Raw genomic sequence first — 14856 nt, 5'->3', positions numbered from 1 at the left:
GCTATATTTATAATATATAACACTACAAAAAATATAATACTTAAAATAAATATTTTTTATTAAAAATTACTCTTCTGTAGGTAAAATTCTAGTTCCGCTTGATAATTTTAATATATAAACATCAGCATCTCTTCTAGTTCTTTCTTTATAACGCGTATATAAATTTTCTATAACATTTTCAACTTCAGTCTTTTTGAGAAACATTAAAACACCGCCGCCGAAACCTGTACCTATCATTCTAGCTCCCAAAACACCATCCATATTCATAGCCTCTTCAACCAAAATGTCCAATTCTGCAGTGGAAACTTCATATAATTTACTCAAACCGTCATGAGTTTTAAGTATCAAATTAGCTAAATCTTTAACAGAACCCTTTTTAATAGCTTTTACTGCCTGATTAACCCTATCCTGCTCAGCAGAAACATATAATGCCCTTCTTTGCTCCTTGTTCTGCAAGGTTTCTTTAATAAAATCAGCATCTTTAACTTTCAAATCAGACAATGATTTTAAAGAACTTTTCTTTTCTTTTAGTTTCTTTAATGCATTTTCACATTCTCTTTTTCTAGCATTATACTCCCCATCGCTGGAAGTTCTTTTTTTGTTACTATTAATAACAGCCATACAGTAATCACCTAAATTGAAATCAAAATATTCATATTTAAGTGTTTTCATATTAAAGAAAAATAAAGTATTCTCTTTGGCTAAAAATATTGTAACATGATCGCTTAAAGATGTTCTATGAGATGCATATTTAATTTCGCCTTCATAAGATAATTTTGCCATTTCAATAGGAGCAACATCTTTAATATTGTTTATATCTAAAGCAGCAAAAGTTAAACAAGCACATAATGAGCTTGATGATGCCAAAGAGGTATTAAAAGGTAAATCTGTATATACAAATATATCCATACCATGTATTTTATATTCTTTTTCTAAAAGTACAGAATAAACGCCTTTAAAATAAATAGCCCACTCATCTTCTTTATTCTTTTCTAAATCATCTAATGTAAATGATTTTCTAGCTTTAAAAGAATGGGCATATATATTCACTTTATTATCAGGTCTTTTTCTAGCTACTATATATGTTCCTCTGTCTATAGCAGAAGTTATAGTATCCCCATCTGAATAATCTATAAGCTCTCCTATAACTGTAACTCTTCCCGGAGCAAAATAAAGCTTTGTATCGCCTTTATGCCCAAAAACTTCTCTAAATCTTGCTACTATTTTTAAATGTAATCTAGGTATCATACTAAGTCTCTCAAAAATTATCTGTTATAAATATCATAAAATAAAAAAAAATCAATAGTATAAATAATAGTTATTATAAAAAAATAATATTTTATTTTAAAAATATAGAATATAAATCGTAAATTTTTCTTTAAACTAAAATAAATAATTATTAAAATAATTGATTTTGATAAAAAACAATAATATAATATAAATACAAAAGTACAAATACACAGCAGGATTTTATTTTATGGATAAAACTTTATATAATAATTATATTAATATTCTAAAAGAAGAATTAATACCGGCACTAGGATGCACAGAGCCTATAGCAATAGCTTTTGCCGGTGCTAAAATCAGAGAAATAATTGGGAATATACCAGAACATATAACAGTAAAATGCAGCGGAAACATTATAAAAAATGTAAAAGGTGTAACTGTACCAAATTCAGGAGGATTAAAAGGAATAGATACTGCTGCTATTTTGGGATTAATTGGAGGAGATGCAAGTAAAAATCTCGAAGTTTTATCTGCTGTAAAACAAGATGATATATATAAAACAAAAGAACTTTTAAATAAAAAATTCTGCACCTGTGAATTAATAGAAGGAGATGAAAACCTCCATATCATAATAGAAGCAGAATATAAAAATACAAATGCCTTAGTAGAAATAAAAAATTCACATACTAATATTACAAAAATCATAAAAAATGGTGAAAAACTATTAAATTCTGATAATTCTTCAAACAAAAAAGAAGAAGATATAAGAGAAACTCTAAATATAAAAGATATACTCACTTTTGCAAATGAAGTTAATATAGATGATATTAAAGATACTATAAAAAGACAGATAGAACTTAATTACAGTATAGCAGAAGAAGGACTGAAAAATGATTACGGTTCTAGTGTAGGAAAAACATTAATGAAATATTACGGAGATGATATAAAAAATAAAGCTAAGGCTTATGCTTCTGCAGGATCAGATGCCAGAATGGGCGGCTGTTCTATGCCTGTAGTTACTAATTCCGGAAGCGGAAATCAGGGTATAACTGTATCTGTCCCTGTAATAAAATATGCTGAATACATGAAAGTATCTGAAGAAAAATTATACAGAGCTTTAGTGCTTTCAAATTTAATAGCTATACTTCAAAAAAAACATATAGGCAAATTATCTGCATTCTGCGGGGTTGTTTGTGCTGCAACAGGTGCAGCATCTGCAATAGCATATCTTAATGATGCTGATTATAATATTATTTGCAATACAATAACAAATGCATTATGTACAATAGGCGGCATGGTTTGCGATGGGGCTAAATCTTCATGTGCTTCAAAAATTGCTGAAGCCGTTGACTGCGGCATATTAGCTTTCAATTTAGCTAGAGACGGAAAAGTATTTAAAGCTGGAGATGGGCTTGTAAAAAATGATATAGAAGAAACTATTGATAGTATAGGAAGAATGGCTAAAGAAGGTATGAAAGGTACTGATATAGAAATACTTAATATAATGATAGATAAATAAGTAAATAATAATTTCTAAGCTATAGCATTAAATATAATTCTTAATATTATTATTAAATATTATTTTTTAATAAATACTTTTTAATTAAAATAAATAACAGCAATATTTTTTATACTAGATTTATTTTTAAAAAATTGTATAATCTATTGTAAAGATTTTTCGATATATTATGATAACAAATAATTTATAATAATTTTTACATACTAAAGTAATACTTTTCATAAGGGAGGTTTTAATGGCAAGTTTAAGCGATAAAGAAATTAATGCAACTTTAACAAAAATAAGAACTGAATATGAACAAGGTGCTGAAAAATATGGTAATAAAATATATAATGTAAATAGTTTTAATGACAGATACAGAGAAGCATTGCAAAACAGACAAGATTTATCAAATTTTTTAATTGTTGAAATAAAAATTTTAGAGGATATAAAAACTACTTTAAGAGACAGAGAATTAGAGCGTCAGAGAAGAAAAGCTGAAGAAGAAAAAGCTAAAGAAAATTCTTTTATGAATAAAGTAGATAACATGATAGAAAAATTTAAAAGTGCTACAGAAAAATATCCTTTAGAAGACATGCATCCTAAAGCAGATCAGGAAATTTGCCATTTATACGGAGCTTTCAAAGAATTGTATAATTGTTTTTCTGTTATTAGATATTTTTCATGCGGACCTGCAAGTGATTATGTTGTAGAAACTGCTATAAAAGATTATGATAATCAATTCCAAAAATTTATAATCCCTATTGGTGAAAGTAAAGTGCCTCAAATATTTTCTGATTATGTTTTTGCTTTAAATAAAAAAGAGAACTCAAGCAGAGCAGAACAATTCATACTTAAAGAATCAGGTTTCTTTCTTCATGCATTCATTGAAAAAATGAACAACATAAAACCATTAGCTCTTAAAGCAAGCAGCGATGGAGAAATAGTTCTTCCTGATTATTTAAATGTACAATCACCTAGAGTATATAATTTTTTCAAAGGAAAAACTAAAGAAGAAATGTATGATGCAACTATAGCTTATGCCAATGCTATGATAAACGATTTCAGACTGCAAAGTTTCAAAAAAGATGGCCGTTAATAAGTTAATTTTTATACTTTTTTCTTTAATTACATTCATTACATTGTCATTATATTCTCAGACAAATGATGTATTTAAATATGATAGGAAAAATTTATCTAATGCATACAGATATTATAATGCCAAAAATTATAAAAAAGCGGCTGAATTATTTGAATATGAAATAGAATATTCTCCTATTCTTAAAATAGAATATTTTGAAAATTTAGCTAATTCCTATATGAATCTAAAAGATTATACCAATATGCTTAGGGCGGCAAGAAGCGGTATAATAGTAAATAGTTTTTCCTCTAAACTGCATTTCCAAAAAGGATATGCTCTTTATAAATTAGGAGATACAAATAAGGCTATAGATTCTATAAGATATTCTATAAGTTTAAAACCTAATGATGCTTATATGAATAATTTTCTTGGTCTTTTATATCTATATGTAGAAGATTATAAACAGGCTGAATCTTCATTTTTAAAAGCTACAGTTTACAGTCCGAATAATGTAGTATACATGGTAAATCTCGCTGCTACTTATGAGAGAGATAAAAATTTTAGTTCAGCTCTTAATACTTATCAGGAGGCATATAAAATAAATCCTAACTACAGAGGATTAAAAGATTCAATAGATAGAAATAAAAACATATTAGCTAGAATATCAGGAAACACAAATGATATCTCTAATTTATTGGAAGAAAATAAACCTCTTAATACAAATCAAAATAATACAATAATAACATACGATGAAGATGTGGAAGTTAAACCAATAGAAATGGATATAATGGAATCATCAACAAACACTGTAATAAAAAATGATATCATCAATACCAATAATATAATAATAAATACAAATGATACAGCAACAAATACTGCAGATACTAATATCACAATTTCTCAAACAAATACACAGAAAACTAATAATTAATGATATTGATTATATAAAAAATTATTGTATCATTATATCTATCGTAAGGATTTATAAATGCATACAATAAAAAAGACATTAGAAGAGTATTCAGATAGAAAATTATATCAAAATATTAATTTAGCAAATTACATAAAAATATCTCAAAAATGGAATGATATTATGGGAGAAGTGCTTTCTAAAATATGCTATCCGTCATTTTATAGAAATGCCGTTCTCACTGTAACTATAACTGATAGCGTATGGGCTAATGAAATATTTATGAATAGAAACAATATATTCAAAAATATAAAAAAAGAAACTAATATAGAAGTAGTAGAGCTGAAAACTAGAATTGGGGAAGTTAATAATAAAATAACAGAAAATACGAATTATAAAGATAAAAAACAAGAAGAAAAAAAATTAACAAAAGAACATAAAGAATGGATAGAAAATACCATAAAAGAATCTGGTATAAAAGATGAGAGAATGAAAGAAATATTTGCTAATATATTAAAATACGAGGATAATGATGATAAATGATGTATTTATAAAGAAGCTGATTCTGGAATATAAAGCTGCTAGAAGTATTGAAACTTTAAAAGAAATTAATGAGCATTTGTCTAATTATATTTATAATTATCCTAGAAAAGTTTTCGGAGTATTTCATGATGATGCTTTAGAATTCTACTCATATTATATAGAAAGAATAGACAATATAATAATAAAGTATAATGAAACAGATGCCAAATTTATCACTTGGTTTACATATACATTAAGAAGCCATTATTTAAATTTCTTGGATCATAAAAAAAGAAAAGATAAATACAAAAAACAAGAAATATCAATAGATGCTCCATTATGCGGAAAAGAGGCATTAACATTGCATGATGTACTCTATGACAGTAAGTCTTATGTTATGAATGAGTATACTAATAATTATAATGAAAGCGATATCGAAAAACTCTCGCTCAATATGTTTAATTATATAGAAAAAGAATTCAGCAAGAGAGATTCAATAGCATTTTTTATACATAATTTAGAGTTATTTATAAATCTCATAATACAGCCTCTAATGAAATATTTTAATATAAATTATGAAGAAGCATATTCTATAATAGAAAAAGCAAGAGCAACATACATAAAGAAATATAATGAAATAATAAAGCAGCAGGATAAAATAGCAAAAATAAATGCACAAATAGAAATCAATAATAAAAGAGGACTTTTCACCGTACATTTAGCAAGCAAAAAACAAAATTATATTAAGAAACTGCATTCTATAAAAATAAATGTACCTTATGAGTTTATAGCAAAACTTTTAAATATTACAAACAATGCAGTTACAAAGATTATAAATAAAATAAAAACTAGTTTAAAAGAGCATTTTAATAATTTATCGGACTTATAATATGAACAAATATGATTATACAAAAGAAGAAATTATAAACTATGTTAATGGCATAAAAGTATCTGATGACTTTCTAAAAGAGCTTGAATTGAATGCTGACTTACAAAGAGAAGTAAGCTCTCTAAGAAATGATTTATTTCTTATGGAAAATATAGAAGATTCTGATATGCTTAAAGAAGTTAAAATAAAGCCAATTATTAATATAAAAGACAGCATAATTAATTATATGCTTTATTTCAGCAAATTGACTCCATTATCTTCAAGAGGAGAAGAAGATAGTAAAATCAAAGATATTTATGTTTATAAAAATATAGAAATATACAAAAGCAATAATCAATATTATATCAATATAAGCAATATAAAAAATTGGTGCGTAATGGAATACAATGGAGAAAAGATAGTTAATATATTCGGACAAAAAGATAATTATTCTTCAAGTTTAAAAAACGGAAGTTATAACATAAAAGTTGATGACGCGGAAGTTTCAATAAATATAGAATAAATATTATAAATAGGAAAGTGTTTTTAATTATGCCGACAATATGCAAATGGGCTAAAAGCGAAATAGAAATTAAATACCATAATGAAGAATGGTGCCGAATATGCCATGATGAAAAAAAATTATTTGAAATGCTGATACTAGAAAATATGCAGGCAGGTCTTAGCTGGAGATGCATATTAGAAAAAAGAGAAAATATGAGAAAAGCATTTGATAATTTTGATTACAAAAAAATATCTAAATACGATGAAAAAAAAATAGAAGAGCTTTTAAATAATAAAGAAATAATAAGAAATAAAAGAAAAATTAATGCCCTTATAACAAATGCAAATAAATTTATAGAAGTACAAAAAGAATATGGAAGTTTCGATAAATATATATGGTCTTTTACTAATGGAAAACAAATAGACAATAAATTATGCTATGAAGATCCGCTTCCTGCAAAAAATGAATTATCAGATACTATAAGTAAAGATATGATAAAGAAAGGATTTAAATTTGTAGGGAGTATTATTATATACAGCTATTTAGAAGCTATAGGGATAATAAATGATCATTGTGTAGACTGTGATTTTTACAAAAAAACTCGATACGATGAATAAAAAATAAAAACTGAATATTGACTAATAATAATAATGAATTAGAATAAAATAATATAACTGTTATACGGATAAAATATATGCACAAATATAATACAGCACATTTTAAAAAATCAACTATAATTTATATTAAAGATCAAATGCCAAAAGATGTCTTTTACATAATAACAAAGGGCAAAGCCATATCTTATGGTACTTTTAACTATAATGTGGAGTTCAATCAAGGAGATATTTTAGGGTTAGTAAATATTTTATTAAATGAACCTTATTTCTTTAATGTAAAAGCTATGGAAGATGTGGAAGCTATAGAAGTAGACATAACAGAAGTAATTAAAACAAAAAATGAAGAGTTAATGGTAAAAATAGCCGCCAATTTAGATGCTTCATTTGAAACTTGGCTTGGAAGATATTATATGCTGCTTTCAGAAAATAAAGAAATTGCTAATATAAGAACTAAAGAAGAAATAATGAATATGGCAGATATTTACAATAAAAATGAATTTAAACATGTAGCATATAAACTTTATGATGAATATATAAAACTATTTCCAGAGAATGCTGATGATGTAAAAGATAAATTATCAGAAATAACTCCGGTAGAAGAGCCTCAAAAGAATGATGATAATATATTTTATTATAAAAAAGGATATTGTTTATATACTGAATTAGAATATACTAATACCTTGTATATTATAAAATCCGGAGTAATTGGAATATACAATATAATAAACTCCAAGCAAATGACAAGAGCCATTTATTCAAAAAATAGTATGATAGACGGATACAAGCCCGTTTTGCAGTATCTTCCTCTTTCAACTTGTGCCGTTGCTTTAGAAGACACTGCTATAAAAAAAGTAACAAGAAATGAATTAATAAATATATCAGAGCAGGATCCTGAACTTAATCTTTATTATATAAAAATGGTAAGCATAAAGATAAGAAATACAATATTAAAGTTAATGGTTCTTAGCGTAGATGATTTACTATCAAAACTGCTTATAACACTTTATTATATGTTAAAAACAGAAATATTGCCTGAAGATGTTAATTCTATAAATTTGTTATATACATTAAATGATATAAAAACTTTAACTGATATAAAAGATGTAAAACTTATAGAAAGAGAATTAAACAGAGTAAGAGGAGTATCAGTAGGATCGGACGGATATATTAATATAACAGATATAAAAAGCCTTATAATAGAATATAGAAACTGTATTAACAGACTAAGCAATACTCATCATCATAGTATGATGTATTTTTAAAATATGTTAGTATAATTTATATAATCTTTGATATAGAATGCCGTACTAAATAACTAAATATCAATAAAAATTATAAAATAAAAAGCAAAATATTTTACTTTTATATGCAGTTGTTTTATAATATATCAATATAATTTTTCAGGAGTTTTAAATGCCCACTTTAAAAACAAGCATATCAGGAATAAGAGGAATAATAGGAGACGGTTTAGATATAAGAGCTGTAGTGGATTATACTGCTGCATTTGCATGTCTTTTTCCGAAAAAAGCTAAAGTTTTAGTTGCAAGAGATACAAGGATAACAGGAGAATCTATATTAAATGCTGTTGCTTCAACATTAATGGCATCAGGTATAAATGTAATAGATATAGGAATAACACCTACCCCTACAGCATTATATATGGTAGAGAAACTTAAAATACATGGCGGCATAATGATATCTGCAAGCCATAATCCTATAGAATGGAATGCTTTAAAACTTATAGGTAAAGGCGGACATTTTTTAGATGAAAAAGCAGTTAATGAACTTATGAAGCTTTATGATAAAAAGTCATCAAGATTTGTTAAAGCACTTGAAACAGGTACTTATGAAAAAATAGATAATGCCATAGAAGAACATATTAAAAGAATATTAAGATGGATAGATGCAGAAAAGATAAAAAAAGCCAATTTTAAAGTGGCATGCGATTATGTTAATGGAACAGGTTTATTTGCTACGCCTCCACTGCTTAAAGCATTGGGAGTTAAAGAAATTTCTATAAATAAAGAACATACAGGAAAATTTGCACATGTTGCTGAACCTTCCGCTGCTAGTATGAAAAGTTTATCTGATTTAGTTAAAAAAAATAAAGTTAATATAGGATTTACTCAAGACCCTGATGCTGACAGACTTGCATTAGTTCTTGATGACGGCACTATAATAAGCGAAGAATATACTTTAGCTCTATGTGCTAAATATTTATGGCTTGTAGGTAAGGGGAATGCTGCTGTAAACTTATCTACTTCAAGAATGATAGATGATTTGGCTAAAGAAAAAGGATATTCTGTAGATAGAACAAAGATAGGTGAAATTAATGTTTCTTCACATGTTGTAAAAAACAAATTATATTTCGGAGGGGAAGGTAATGGGGGTATAATAGTTCCTGCTGTTACTCCGGGAAGAGATTCACTTTTGGGTATAGCATTGATATTAGAATTAATGGCAAAAACAGGTAAAACTATTACTGAACTTGTAAATGAAATACCAAAATATGAGATAGTTAAAGAAAAATTGGAAGTTTCAAAAATAGATGAAGATAAATTCTTAAAACAAATTAAAGAAGAGTACCCTAAAGCTAAAATAACATCTATTGACGGTATAAAAATAGATTTAGAAGAAGGCTGGCTACATGTTCGTTCATCAAATACAGAACCTATAGTAAGAATTATCGCTGAAGCTAAAAGCAAAAAAGAAGCTAAAGATTTAATTACTGCCGCTATGAATATGATAAAAGGAGTAAAACCTTCTGTAAAACCTGCTAAAGAAAGCAAAACAAAAAAAGAAGTAAGTAAAAAAACTAAAAAATAATATTATTAATAAATATAAAAAACTCTGTAATTATAATTTTCAAAAGTTTTTTATACTTCGACTTTTAAACCAAAAAAGTCGAAAATTTTAAAATGATATTTTTAGCTTGACAAATTCAATATATTTTGTTTTAATATATCATATATTTGAATAATAATTTTTTTGTCAAATATCTATATCTTTATATGCTTCAAAAAGGGTAAATATGGACTTAAATCTTAAAAATAAAACAGCTATAATAACAGGTTCCAGCAGAGGAATTGGTAAAAAAATAGCAGAAACTCTAGCTAAAGAAGGGGTTAATGTTGTAATCACTGCTACAAACTTTGATAAAGCCTCTCAAGTTGCCGATGAAATAAAATCATCTTTCAATGTAGAGACTTTAGCAATTGAGCATGATGCAAAATCCAGCGAATCATGTAAAGATGTGATTGCTAAAACAATAGAAAAGTTCGGCTCCATTGATATACTTGTAAATAATGCCGGCATCACTAAAGATATGTTAGTGCTTCAAATGGACGATAATGCTTGGAATGATGTAATATCTACAAATCTTTCAGGTACTTTCTATATGTCTAGAGAAGCTGCTAAAAATATGCTTAGAGCTAGAAAAGGCAAAATAATTAATATATCAAGCGTTATAGGAAAAATGGGAAATGCAGGACAGGTTAATTATTCTGCTGCTAAGGCTGGAATCATAGGAATAACAAAATCTATGGCTAAAGAATTTGCTCCTAGAAATATATGCGTAAATGCTATAGCTCCGGGATTCATACAAACAGATATGACAGGAGTTTTACCGGAAGATACTGTAAAAGGTATTATGAATATTACACCATTAAAAAGATTAGGCACACCTGAAGATGTAGCTAATTTGGTATTATTTTTAGCTTCTGATATGAGCAGCTATATTACAGGAGAGGTTATAGCGGTTGACGGCGGTATGTCAATGTAATTAAAGCTTATAATGTGCTTATTATTGCACTTTATTAAAAAAAGAATAAATAAATATAAATAACTAAGGAGATTAAAAATGGCATTAATCGATGAAATTAAAGATGTTGTTGCTAATCAATTAAACATCTCAGACAAAAGTAAAATCACTGACACAGCTTCTTTCGTAGATGATTTAAACGCTGATTCACTTGATTTAGTAGAATTAATCATGGAATTAGAAAAACGTTATGAAATCAAAATTCCTCAAGAAGATCAAGAAAAAATTAAAAATGTAGCAGATGCTGCTAAATACATTGAAGAACATAAAAAATAATTATACCATTTAATTTCCCGTAAATAGAATCATATCTTTTACGGGAAATTTTTTGATATAGTTCAAAATCATAGGAGTTTTATATATGAGTGAACGCAGAGTTGTAATTACAGGACTCGGTATAGTAAGTTCTCTTGGAAATGATGTAAAAACATTTTGGGATAACTTGCTTAATGGTGTTTCTGGAATAAAAACATTAAGTAAATATTTTGATCCTGAAAAAGAACAGCTTATTACCAAAATCGGTGCTGAAGCTTTACCATTAGAAGGTGATTATTATTCTGATAAAAAAATGTTAAGAAGACTAGACCCTTTTATCAATTTTGGAATATATGCCGCTCATCATGCATTTAAGCAGGCTGGTATAGAACCTAAAACAGGATTTGATCCTTTAAGAGCCGGCTGTGTTCTTGGCAGCGGTATTGGCGGTATGACTACTCTTTTATCTAACCATCAAATTTTACTTAATGACGGACCTAGCAGAGTATCGCCTTTTTTTGTGCCTATGCAAATAATTAATATGACACCAGGACTTATTTCTATGGAATATGGTATGAACGGACCTAATTACAGTACAGTTACTGCTTGTGCTTCTTCAAATCATTCTATAGGTTTAGGATACAAACATATTAAAGATAATGAAGCTGATATTATGGTAGTTGGAGGTTCTGAAGCTACTATTAATCCTCTTACTATAGCTGGTTTTAATAATGCCAGAGCTTTATCTACTAGAAATGATGAGCCTTCAAAAGCATCAAGACCTTTCGATAAAGGAAGAGACGGTTTTGTTATAGCTGAGGGTGCCGGTATATTAATACTTGAAGAGTATGAACATGCCAAAAAAAGAAATGCCAATATACTTGCTGAAGTTTGCGGTTATGGATTTACTGCTGATGCTAATCATATCACTGCTCCTTTAGAAGACGGTGCTATGGGAGCAAGGGCTATGTCTTTAGCTATTGAAAGTGCTAAAATATCCCCTGACAAAATCAGCTATGTTAATACTCATGGTACTTCTACTCCTGTAGGAGATATTGCTGAGATTAAAGCTATTAAAAAGGCTTTAGGCGAAGATCATGCTAAAAAAATAAAAATTAACTCTACAAAATCTATGACAGGTCATGCTTTGGGAGCTGCAGGCGGTATAGAAGCTATTGCAACTATTATGAGTATGATTAATGGTAAAGTACACCCTACTATCAATGTAGAAGATCAAGACCCAGAATGCGATTTAGATGTTGTTGCTAATACTGCTCAGGATTACAAAATAGAATATGCTATAAGTAATTCTTTCGGTTTCGGCGGGCATAATGCTTCTATAGTATTCAAAAAAATATAATATAAAATTATAAAAATAATAAGCTCTGTTTTTTATGAAACAGGGCTTTTTTATTTGTGCAAAATTAATATTAGACCTGTTGCAATTTTATACATACATATAGTGATATTATTATATAATAAATTTAAAAATAATATTTATAGTTTTAATAATTGGGGCTTTGCTGCGAAGCACACATTCGTGCCAAACCCCACTTCTTTTGTGACGCTGTCCGCCTTCGGTGTGGCACATACGAAGTACGCCTTCGGTGAGAAGCAGGCAAAGCCCGCCTACGGCGAAAGACTGCATTTTTATATCTTATTTGTATAAAATTATATTACATTTAAAACAAAAAATAATATATAAAACTACTATAAATAAAATTTATATTATGTATTTTTAATCATAACTGTATAAAAACACAAAATTGCAACAGGTCTATTTTATTATTCACAAATAAATTTCACTTATATTACAATTTAATTTATATACCAATTTTAATATGGCATAAGATTATAGAATAAAAAATATAATATTAATAAAAAAGCCATGCTTCCAATAGAAACATGGCTTTTCATATAAAATAAATGAAAATTTTTACTAGTTATTCATTTTATTCATTAAGTAAATATTTGTTCTCTAAAAGTTTTAAAGGCTTGCTCAAATGTTTTGCTATAAATCCTACTAAAATTGCAGCTATTATAGTACCTTCCCTAACCCCTTCTAAATGACCTAAAAATGCCAAAACTGTTATTAAAGAAATCAATACTAATACAACATCAAACATAATTTTTGTATTGCCGAATTTTAAAGGAAAAACTTTACATATAGCAAGTACAACGCCTTCACCAGGAGTAGTTACAAGTTTTGCCATAATTTCTATACTCACTCCAACACCTACTAAGATTATCCCAATAAAACATAATACCCACTGCTGAAAATAATTGCTGTATGTTATATCTTTTATCAAAGAACCACTTATATCTATCATTATACCAAATAGAACAAGTGCCGGTATTTGAAAAAGCTGAAATGGATTATATTTTTTCCTAAGAAGAAGTATTTGTGCTAGTATAAATACAAGATTAATAATAATTGTAGTTTCTCCCACAGAAAGCCCTGATATGCAGCTTGTAACATAAGGCACACTTGAAATAGGAGAAGTACCAAGCGACGCTTTAATAGAAAAGGCTATACCTAAAGACATAATATAAAGTCCTATTAAAAGTATTATAGTTCTTTCTATAATATGCTTTTCTAAAATTTTCTTAAACATAAATTAAACTCCTTTTAATGAATTACACATTTCAATCAATAGTTTTTTTAATTTTTCTTTATCTTTTTCTGATAATTTATCAGTAGCTATATTCTCAGCATCTTCAAATATTTTTTCCATCTTCTTTGAAACCTCTTTTCCATTTTCTGTCAAAGATACATAAAGAGATCGCCTGTTTCCTTCTCTTTGTCTTCTCTCTATAAGACCAGATTTCTCCATACCAAGCAGTATGCTCCCTACTGTTGCCTGCTCTATTTCGAGATAGCTGGCTATAGTCTTTTGATCAGCCTCTTCAAACCGAGATAAAAAATATAATATTTTAGGCTGCCCTGATGTAAGCCCTATCTTATTTGCCTCGTACATTACCTTACGGGCAAACATAGAATTGGCTTTCATTAATAAATAATGCAGATTCTCCAATAGTAAGTATCCTTATAGTAAGTATTCTTATAATAAGATAGCTTATTATACACAAAAACAAAAATAAGTCAAGCAAAATATACACCATATAGGTATATTAAAAAAATAAAAAAAGGTATTGACTTTTAATAAAGTTAGAGTATACTAATTGAACAAATTATAAATATAAGCGAGGGGAAATAAATATGTCAGTACAAGAATTAAAAACAGATAATTTTCAAGAAGCTATATCTGGAGATAAAGCAATATTAGTTGATTTTTTCGCTGAATGGTGCGGACCTTGTAAAATGCAGACTCCTGTATTACATAAAATAGCAGATCAATATTCTGATAAAATGAATTTCGGTGCTGTTGATGTAGATGCTGCTGAAGAAGTGGCTGCTAAATACGGAGTGCAGTCTATACCTACTCTAATGGTATTCAAAGGCGGAGAACTTATTAAAAGAGCTGAAGGAATGAAAAATGAAGCTCAATTAAAAGATTGGTTAAAAGAATATCTATAAAGAAAAATATTTTAT

At 27.7% G+C, this 14856-nt stretch carries 16 protein-coding genes; 13 read left to right on the top strand and 3 right to left on the bottom strand.

What is annotated here, in order from left to right:
- Positions 1 to 66: 66 nt before the first annotated feature.
- Positions 67 to 1248 carry a galactokinase gene (gene galK, locus A966_RS07750; RefSeq protein WP_008724320.1) on the bottom strand — a complete coding sequence of 394 codons (1182 nt, stop codon included), beginning with the start codon at positions 1246 to 1248 and terminating at the stop codon, positions 67 to 69.
- 229 nt (positions 1249 to 1477) lie between these two features.
- Here galK and A966_RS07745 point away from each other — a divergent pair, with 229 nt between their 5' ends.
- The 12 genes from A966_RS07745 (at position 1478) to fabF (ending at position 12663) form a co-directional block, all read left to right on the top strand.
- Complete coding sequence (locus tag A966_RS07745; protein ID WP_008724318.1) at positions 1478 to 2746, top strand: L-cysteine desulfidase family protein; 1269 nt, start codon at positions 1478 to 1480, stop codon at positions 2744 to 2746.
- Positions 2747 to 2981: 235 nt separating this feature from the next.
- Positions 2982 to 3824, top strand: a complete 843-nt coding sequence (locus A966_RS07740) for a hypothetical protein (RefSeq protein WP_008724316.1) — start codon at positions 2982 to 2984, stop codon at positions 3822 to 3824.
- Entirely contained in the window at positions 3814 to 4737 is a 924-nt protein-coding gene (locus A966_RS07735) for a tetratricopeptide repeat protein (protein WP_008724314.1), read from the top strand. Before A966_RS07740 ends, A966_RS07735 begins: the two co-directional genes overlap by 11 nt.
- Before the next feature lie 57 nt (positions 4738 to 4794).
- Positions 4795 to 5259: a DUF721 domain-containing protein gene (locus A966_RS07730; RefSeq protein WP_008724312.1), complete on the top strand. Its 465-nt coding sequence runs from the start codon at positions 4795 to 4797 to the stop codon at positions 5257 to 5259.
- Entirely contained in the window at positions 5249 to 6127 is an 879-nt protein-coding gene (locus tag A966_RS07725; RefSeq protein WP_008724310.1) for a sigma-70 family RNA polymerase sigma factor, read from the top strand. The genes A966_RS07730 and A966_RS07725 overlap by 11 nt, the downstream gene beginning before the upstream one ends.
- Position 6128: 1 nt before the next feature.
- The gene (locus A966_RS07720) at positions 6129 to 6629 is read left to right on the top strand and encodes a hypothetical protein (protein WP_008724308.1); all 501 of its coding nucleotides are present in this window, start codon (positions 6129 to 6131) and stop codon (positions 6627 to 6629) included.
- Between the two features lie 29 nt (positions 6630 to 6658).
- A complete protein-coding gene (locus A966_RS07715; RefSeq protein ID WP_008724307.1) occupies positions 6659 to 7228 on the top strand; it encodes a DNA-3-methyladenine glycosylase I in 570 nt (189 codons plus the stop codon).
- 77 nt (positions 7229 to 7305) lie between these two features.
- A complete protein-coding gene (locus tag A966_RS07710; RefSeq protein WP_008724305.1) occupies positions 7306 to 8490 on the top strand; it encodes a cyclic nucleotide-binding domain-containing protein in 1185 nt (394 codons plus the stop codon).
- Between the two features lie 151 nt (positions 8491 to 8641).
- Positions 8642 to 10054 carry a phosphoglucosamine mutase gene (gene glmM, locus A966_RS07705; RefSeq protein WP_008724304.1) on the top strand — a complete coding sequence of 471 codons (1413 nt, stop codon included), beginning with the start codon at positions 8642 to 8644 and terminating at the stop codon, positions 10052 to 10054.
- A gap of 205 nt (positions 10055 to 10259) precedes the next feature.
- Positions 10260 to 11009, top strand: a complete 750-nt coding sequence (gene fabG / locus A966_RS07700; RefSeq protein ID WP_008724302.1) for a 3-oxoacyl-[acyl-carrier-protein] reductase — start codon at positions 10260 to 10262, stop codon at positions 11007 to 11009.
- A gap of 78 nt (positions 11010 to 11087) precedes the next feature.
- A complete protein-coding gene (gene acpP / locus A966_RS07695; RefSeq protein WP_008724300.1) occupies positions 11088 to 11324 on the top strand; it encodes an acyl carrier protein in 237 nt (78 codons plus the stop codon).
- Between the two features lie 85 nt (positions 11325 to 11409).
- A complete protein-coding gene (gene fabF, locus A966_RS07690; protein WP_008724293.1) occupies positions 11410 to 12663 on the top strand; it encodes a beta-ketoacyl-ACP synthase II in 1254 nt (417 codons plus the stop codon).
- A gap of 592 nt (positions 12664 to 13255) precedes the next feature.
- Here the strand turns inward: fabF and A966_RS07685 are convergent.
- Entirely contained in the window at positions 13256 to 13918 is a 663-nt protein-coding gene (locus A966_RS07685) for a YczE/YyaS/YitT family protein (protein ID WP_008724291.1), read from the bottom strand.
- Positions 13919 to 13921: 3 nt separating this feature from the next.
- A complete protein-coding gene (locus tag A966_RS07680) occupies positions 13922 to 14314 on the bottom strand; it encodes a MarR family winged helix-turn-helix transcriptional regulator (protein ID WP_008724289.1) in 393 nt (130 codons plus the stop codon).
- A 209-nt stretch (positions 14315 to 14523) separates the two neighbouring features.
- Here A966_RS07680 and trxA point away from each other — a divergent pair, with 209 nt between their 5' ends.
- The gene (trxA, locus tag A966_RS07675) at positions 14524 to 14841 is read left to right on the top strand and encodes a thioredoxin (protein WP_008724287.1); all 318 of its coding nucleotides are present in this window, start codon (positions 14524 to 14526) and stop codon (positions 14839 to 14841) included.
- Positions 14842 to 14856: the final 15 nt, after the last annotated feature.

Origin of the sequence: Brachyspira hampsonii 30446 (assembly GCF_000316195.1) — a bacterium.
Lineage (GTDB): Bacteria > Spirochaetota > Brachyspiria > Brachyspirales > Brachyspiraceae > Brachyspira > Brachyspira hampsonii_C.
The sequence above is the reverse complement of the archived record's forward strand: the minus strand, read 5'-3'. Positions and strand labels throughout refer to the sequence as shown.

What these genes read in the sequence shown, in the direction of transcription:
- glmM (WP_008724304.1), top strand. Translation starts at nt 8,642, where the DNA reads ATGCCCACTTTAAAAACAAGCATATCAGGAATAAGAGGAATAATAGGA.
- fabG (WP_008724302.1), top strand. Translation starts at nt 10,260, where the DNA reads ATGGACTTAAATCTTAAAAATAAAACAGCTATAATAACAGGTTCCAGC.
- A966_RS07745 (WP_008724318.1), top strand. Translation starts at nt 1,478, where the DNA reads ATGGATAAAACTTTATATAATAATTATATTAATATTCTAAAAGAAGAA.
- fabF (WP_008724293.1), top strand. Translation starts at nt 11,410, where the DNA reads ATGAGTGAACGCAGAGTTGTAATTACAGGACTCGGTATAGTAAGTTCT.
- A966_RS07715 (WP_008724307.1), top strand. Translation starts at nt 6,659, where the DNA reads ATGCCGACAATATGCAAATGGGCTAAAAGCGAAATAGAAATTAAATAC.
- acpP (WP_008724300.1), top strand. Translation starts at nt 11,088, where the DNA reads ATGGCATTAATCGATGAAATTAAAGATGTTGTTGCTAATCAATTAAAC.
- trxA (WP_008724287.1), top strand. Translation starts at nt 14,524, where the DNA reads ATGTCAGTACAAGAATTAAAAACAGATAATTTTCAAGAAGCTATATCT.
- A966_RS07735 (WP_008724314.1), top strand. Translation starts at nt 3,814, where the DNA reads ATGGCCGTTAATAAGTTAATTTTTATACTTTTTTCTTTAATTACATTC.
- A966_RS07685 (WP_008724291.1), bottom strand. Translation starts at nt 13,918, where the DNA reads ATGTTTAAGAAAATTTTAGAAAAGCATATTATAGAAAGAACTATAATA.
- galK (WP_008724320.1), bottom strand. Translation starts at nt 1,248, where the DNA reads ATGATACCTAGATTACATTTAAAAATAGTAGCAAGATTTAGAGAAGTT.
- A966_RS07740 (WP_008724316.1), top strand. Translation starts at nt 2,982, where the DNA reads ATGGCAAGTTTAAGCGATAAAGAAATTAATGCAACTTTAACAAAAATA.
- A966_RS07710 (WP_008724305.1), top strand. Translation starts at nt 7,306, where the DNA reads ATGCACAAATATAATACAGCACATTTTAAAAAATCAACTATAATTTAT.
- A966_RS07725 (WP_008724310.1), top strand. Translation starts at nt 5,249, where the DNA reads ATGATAAATGATGTATTTATAAAGAAGCTGATTCTGGAATATAAAGCT.
- A966_RS07730 (WP_008724312.1), top strand. Translation starts at nt 4,795, where the DNA reads ATGCATACAATAAAAAAGACATTAGAAGAGTATTCAGATAGAAAATTA.
- A966_RS07680 (WP_008724289.1), bottom strand. Translation starts at nt 14,314, where the DNA reads ATGAAAGCCAATTCTATGTTTGCCCGTAAGGTAATGTACGAGGCAAAT.
- A966_RS07720 (WP_008724308.1), top strand. Translation starts at nt 6,129, where the DNA reads ATGAACAAATATGATTATACAAAAGAAGAAATTATAAACTATGTTAAT.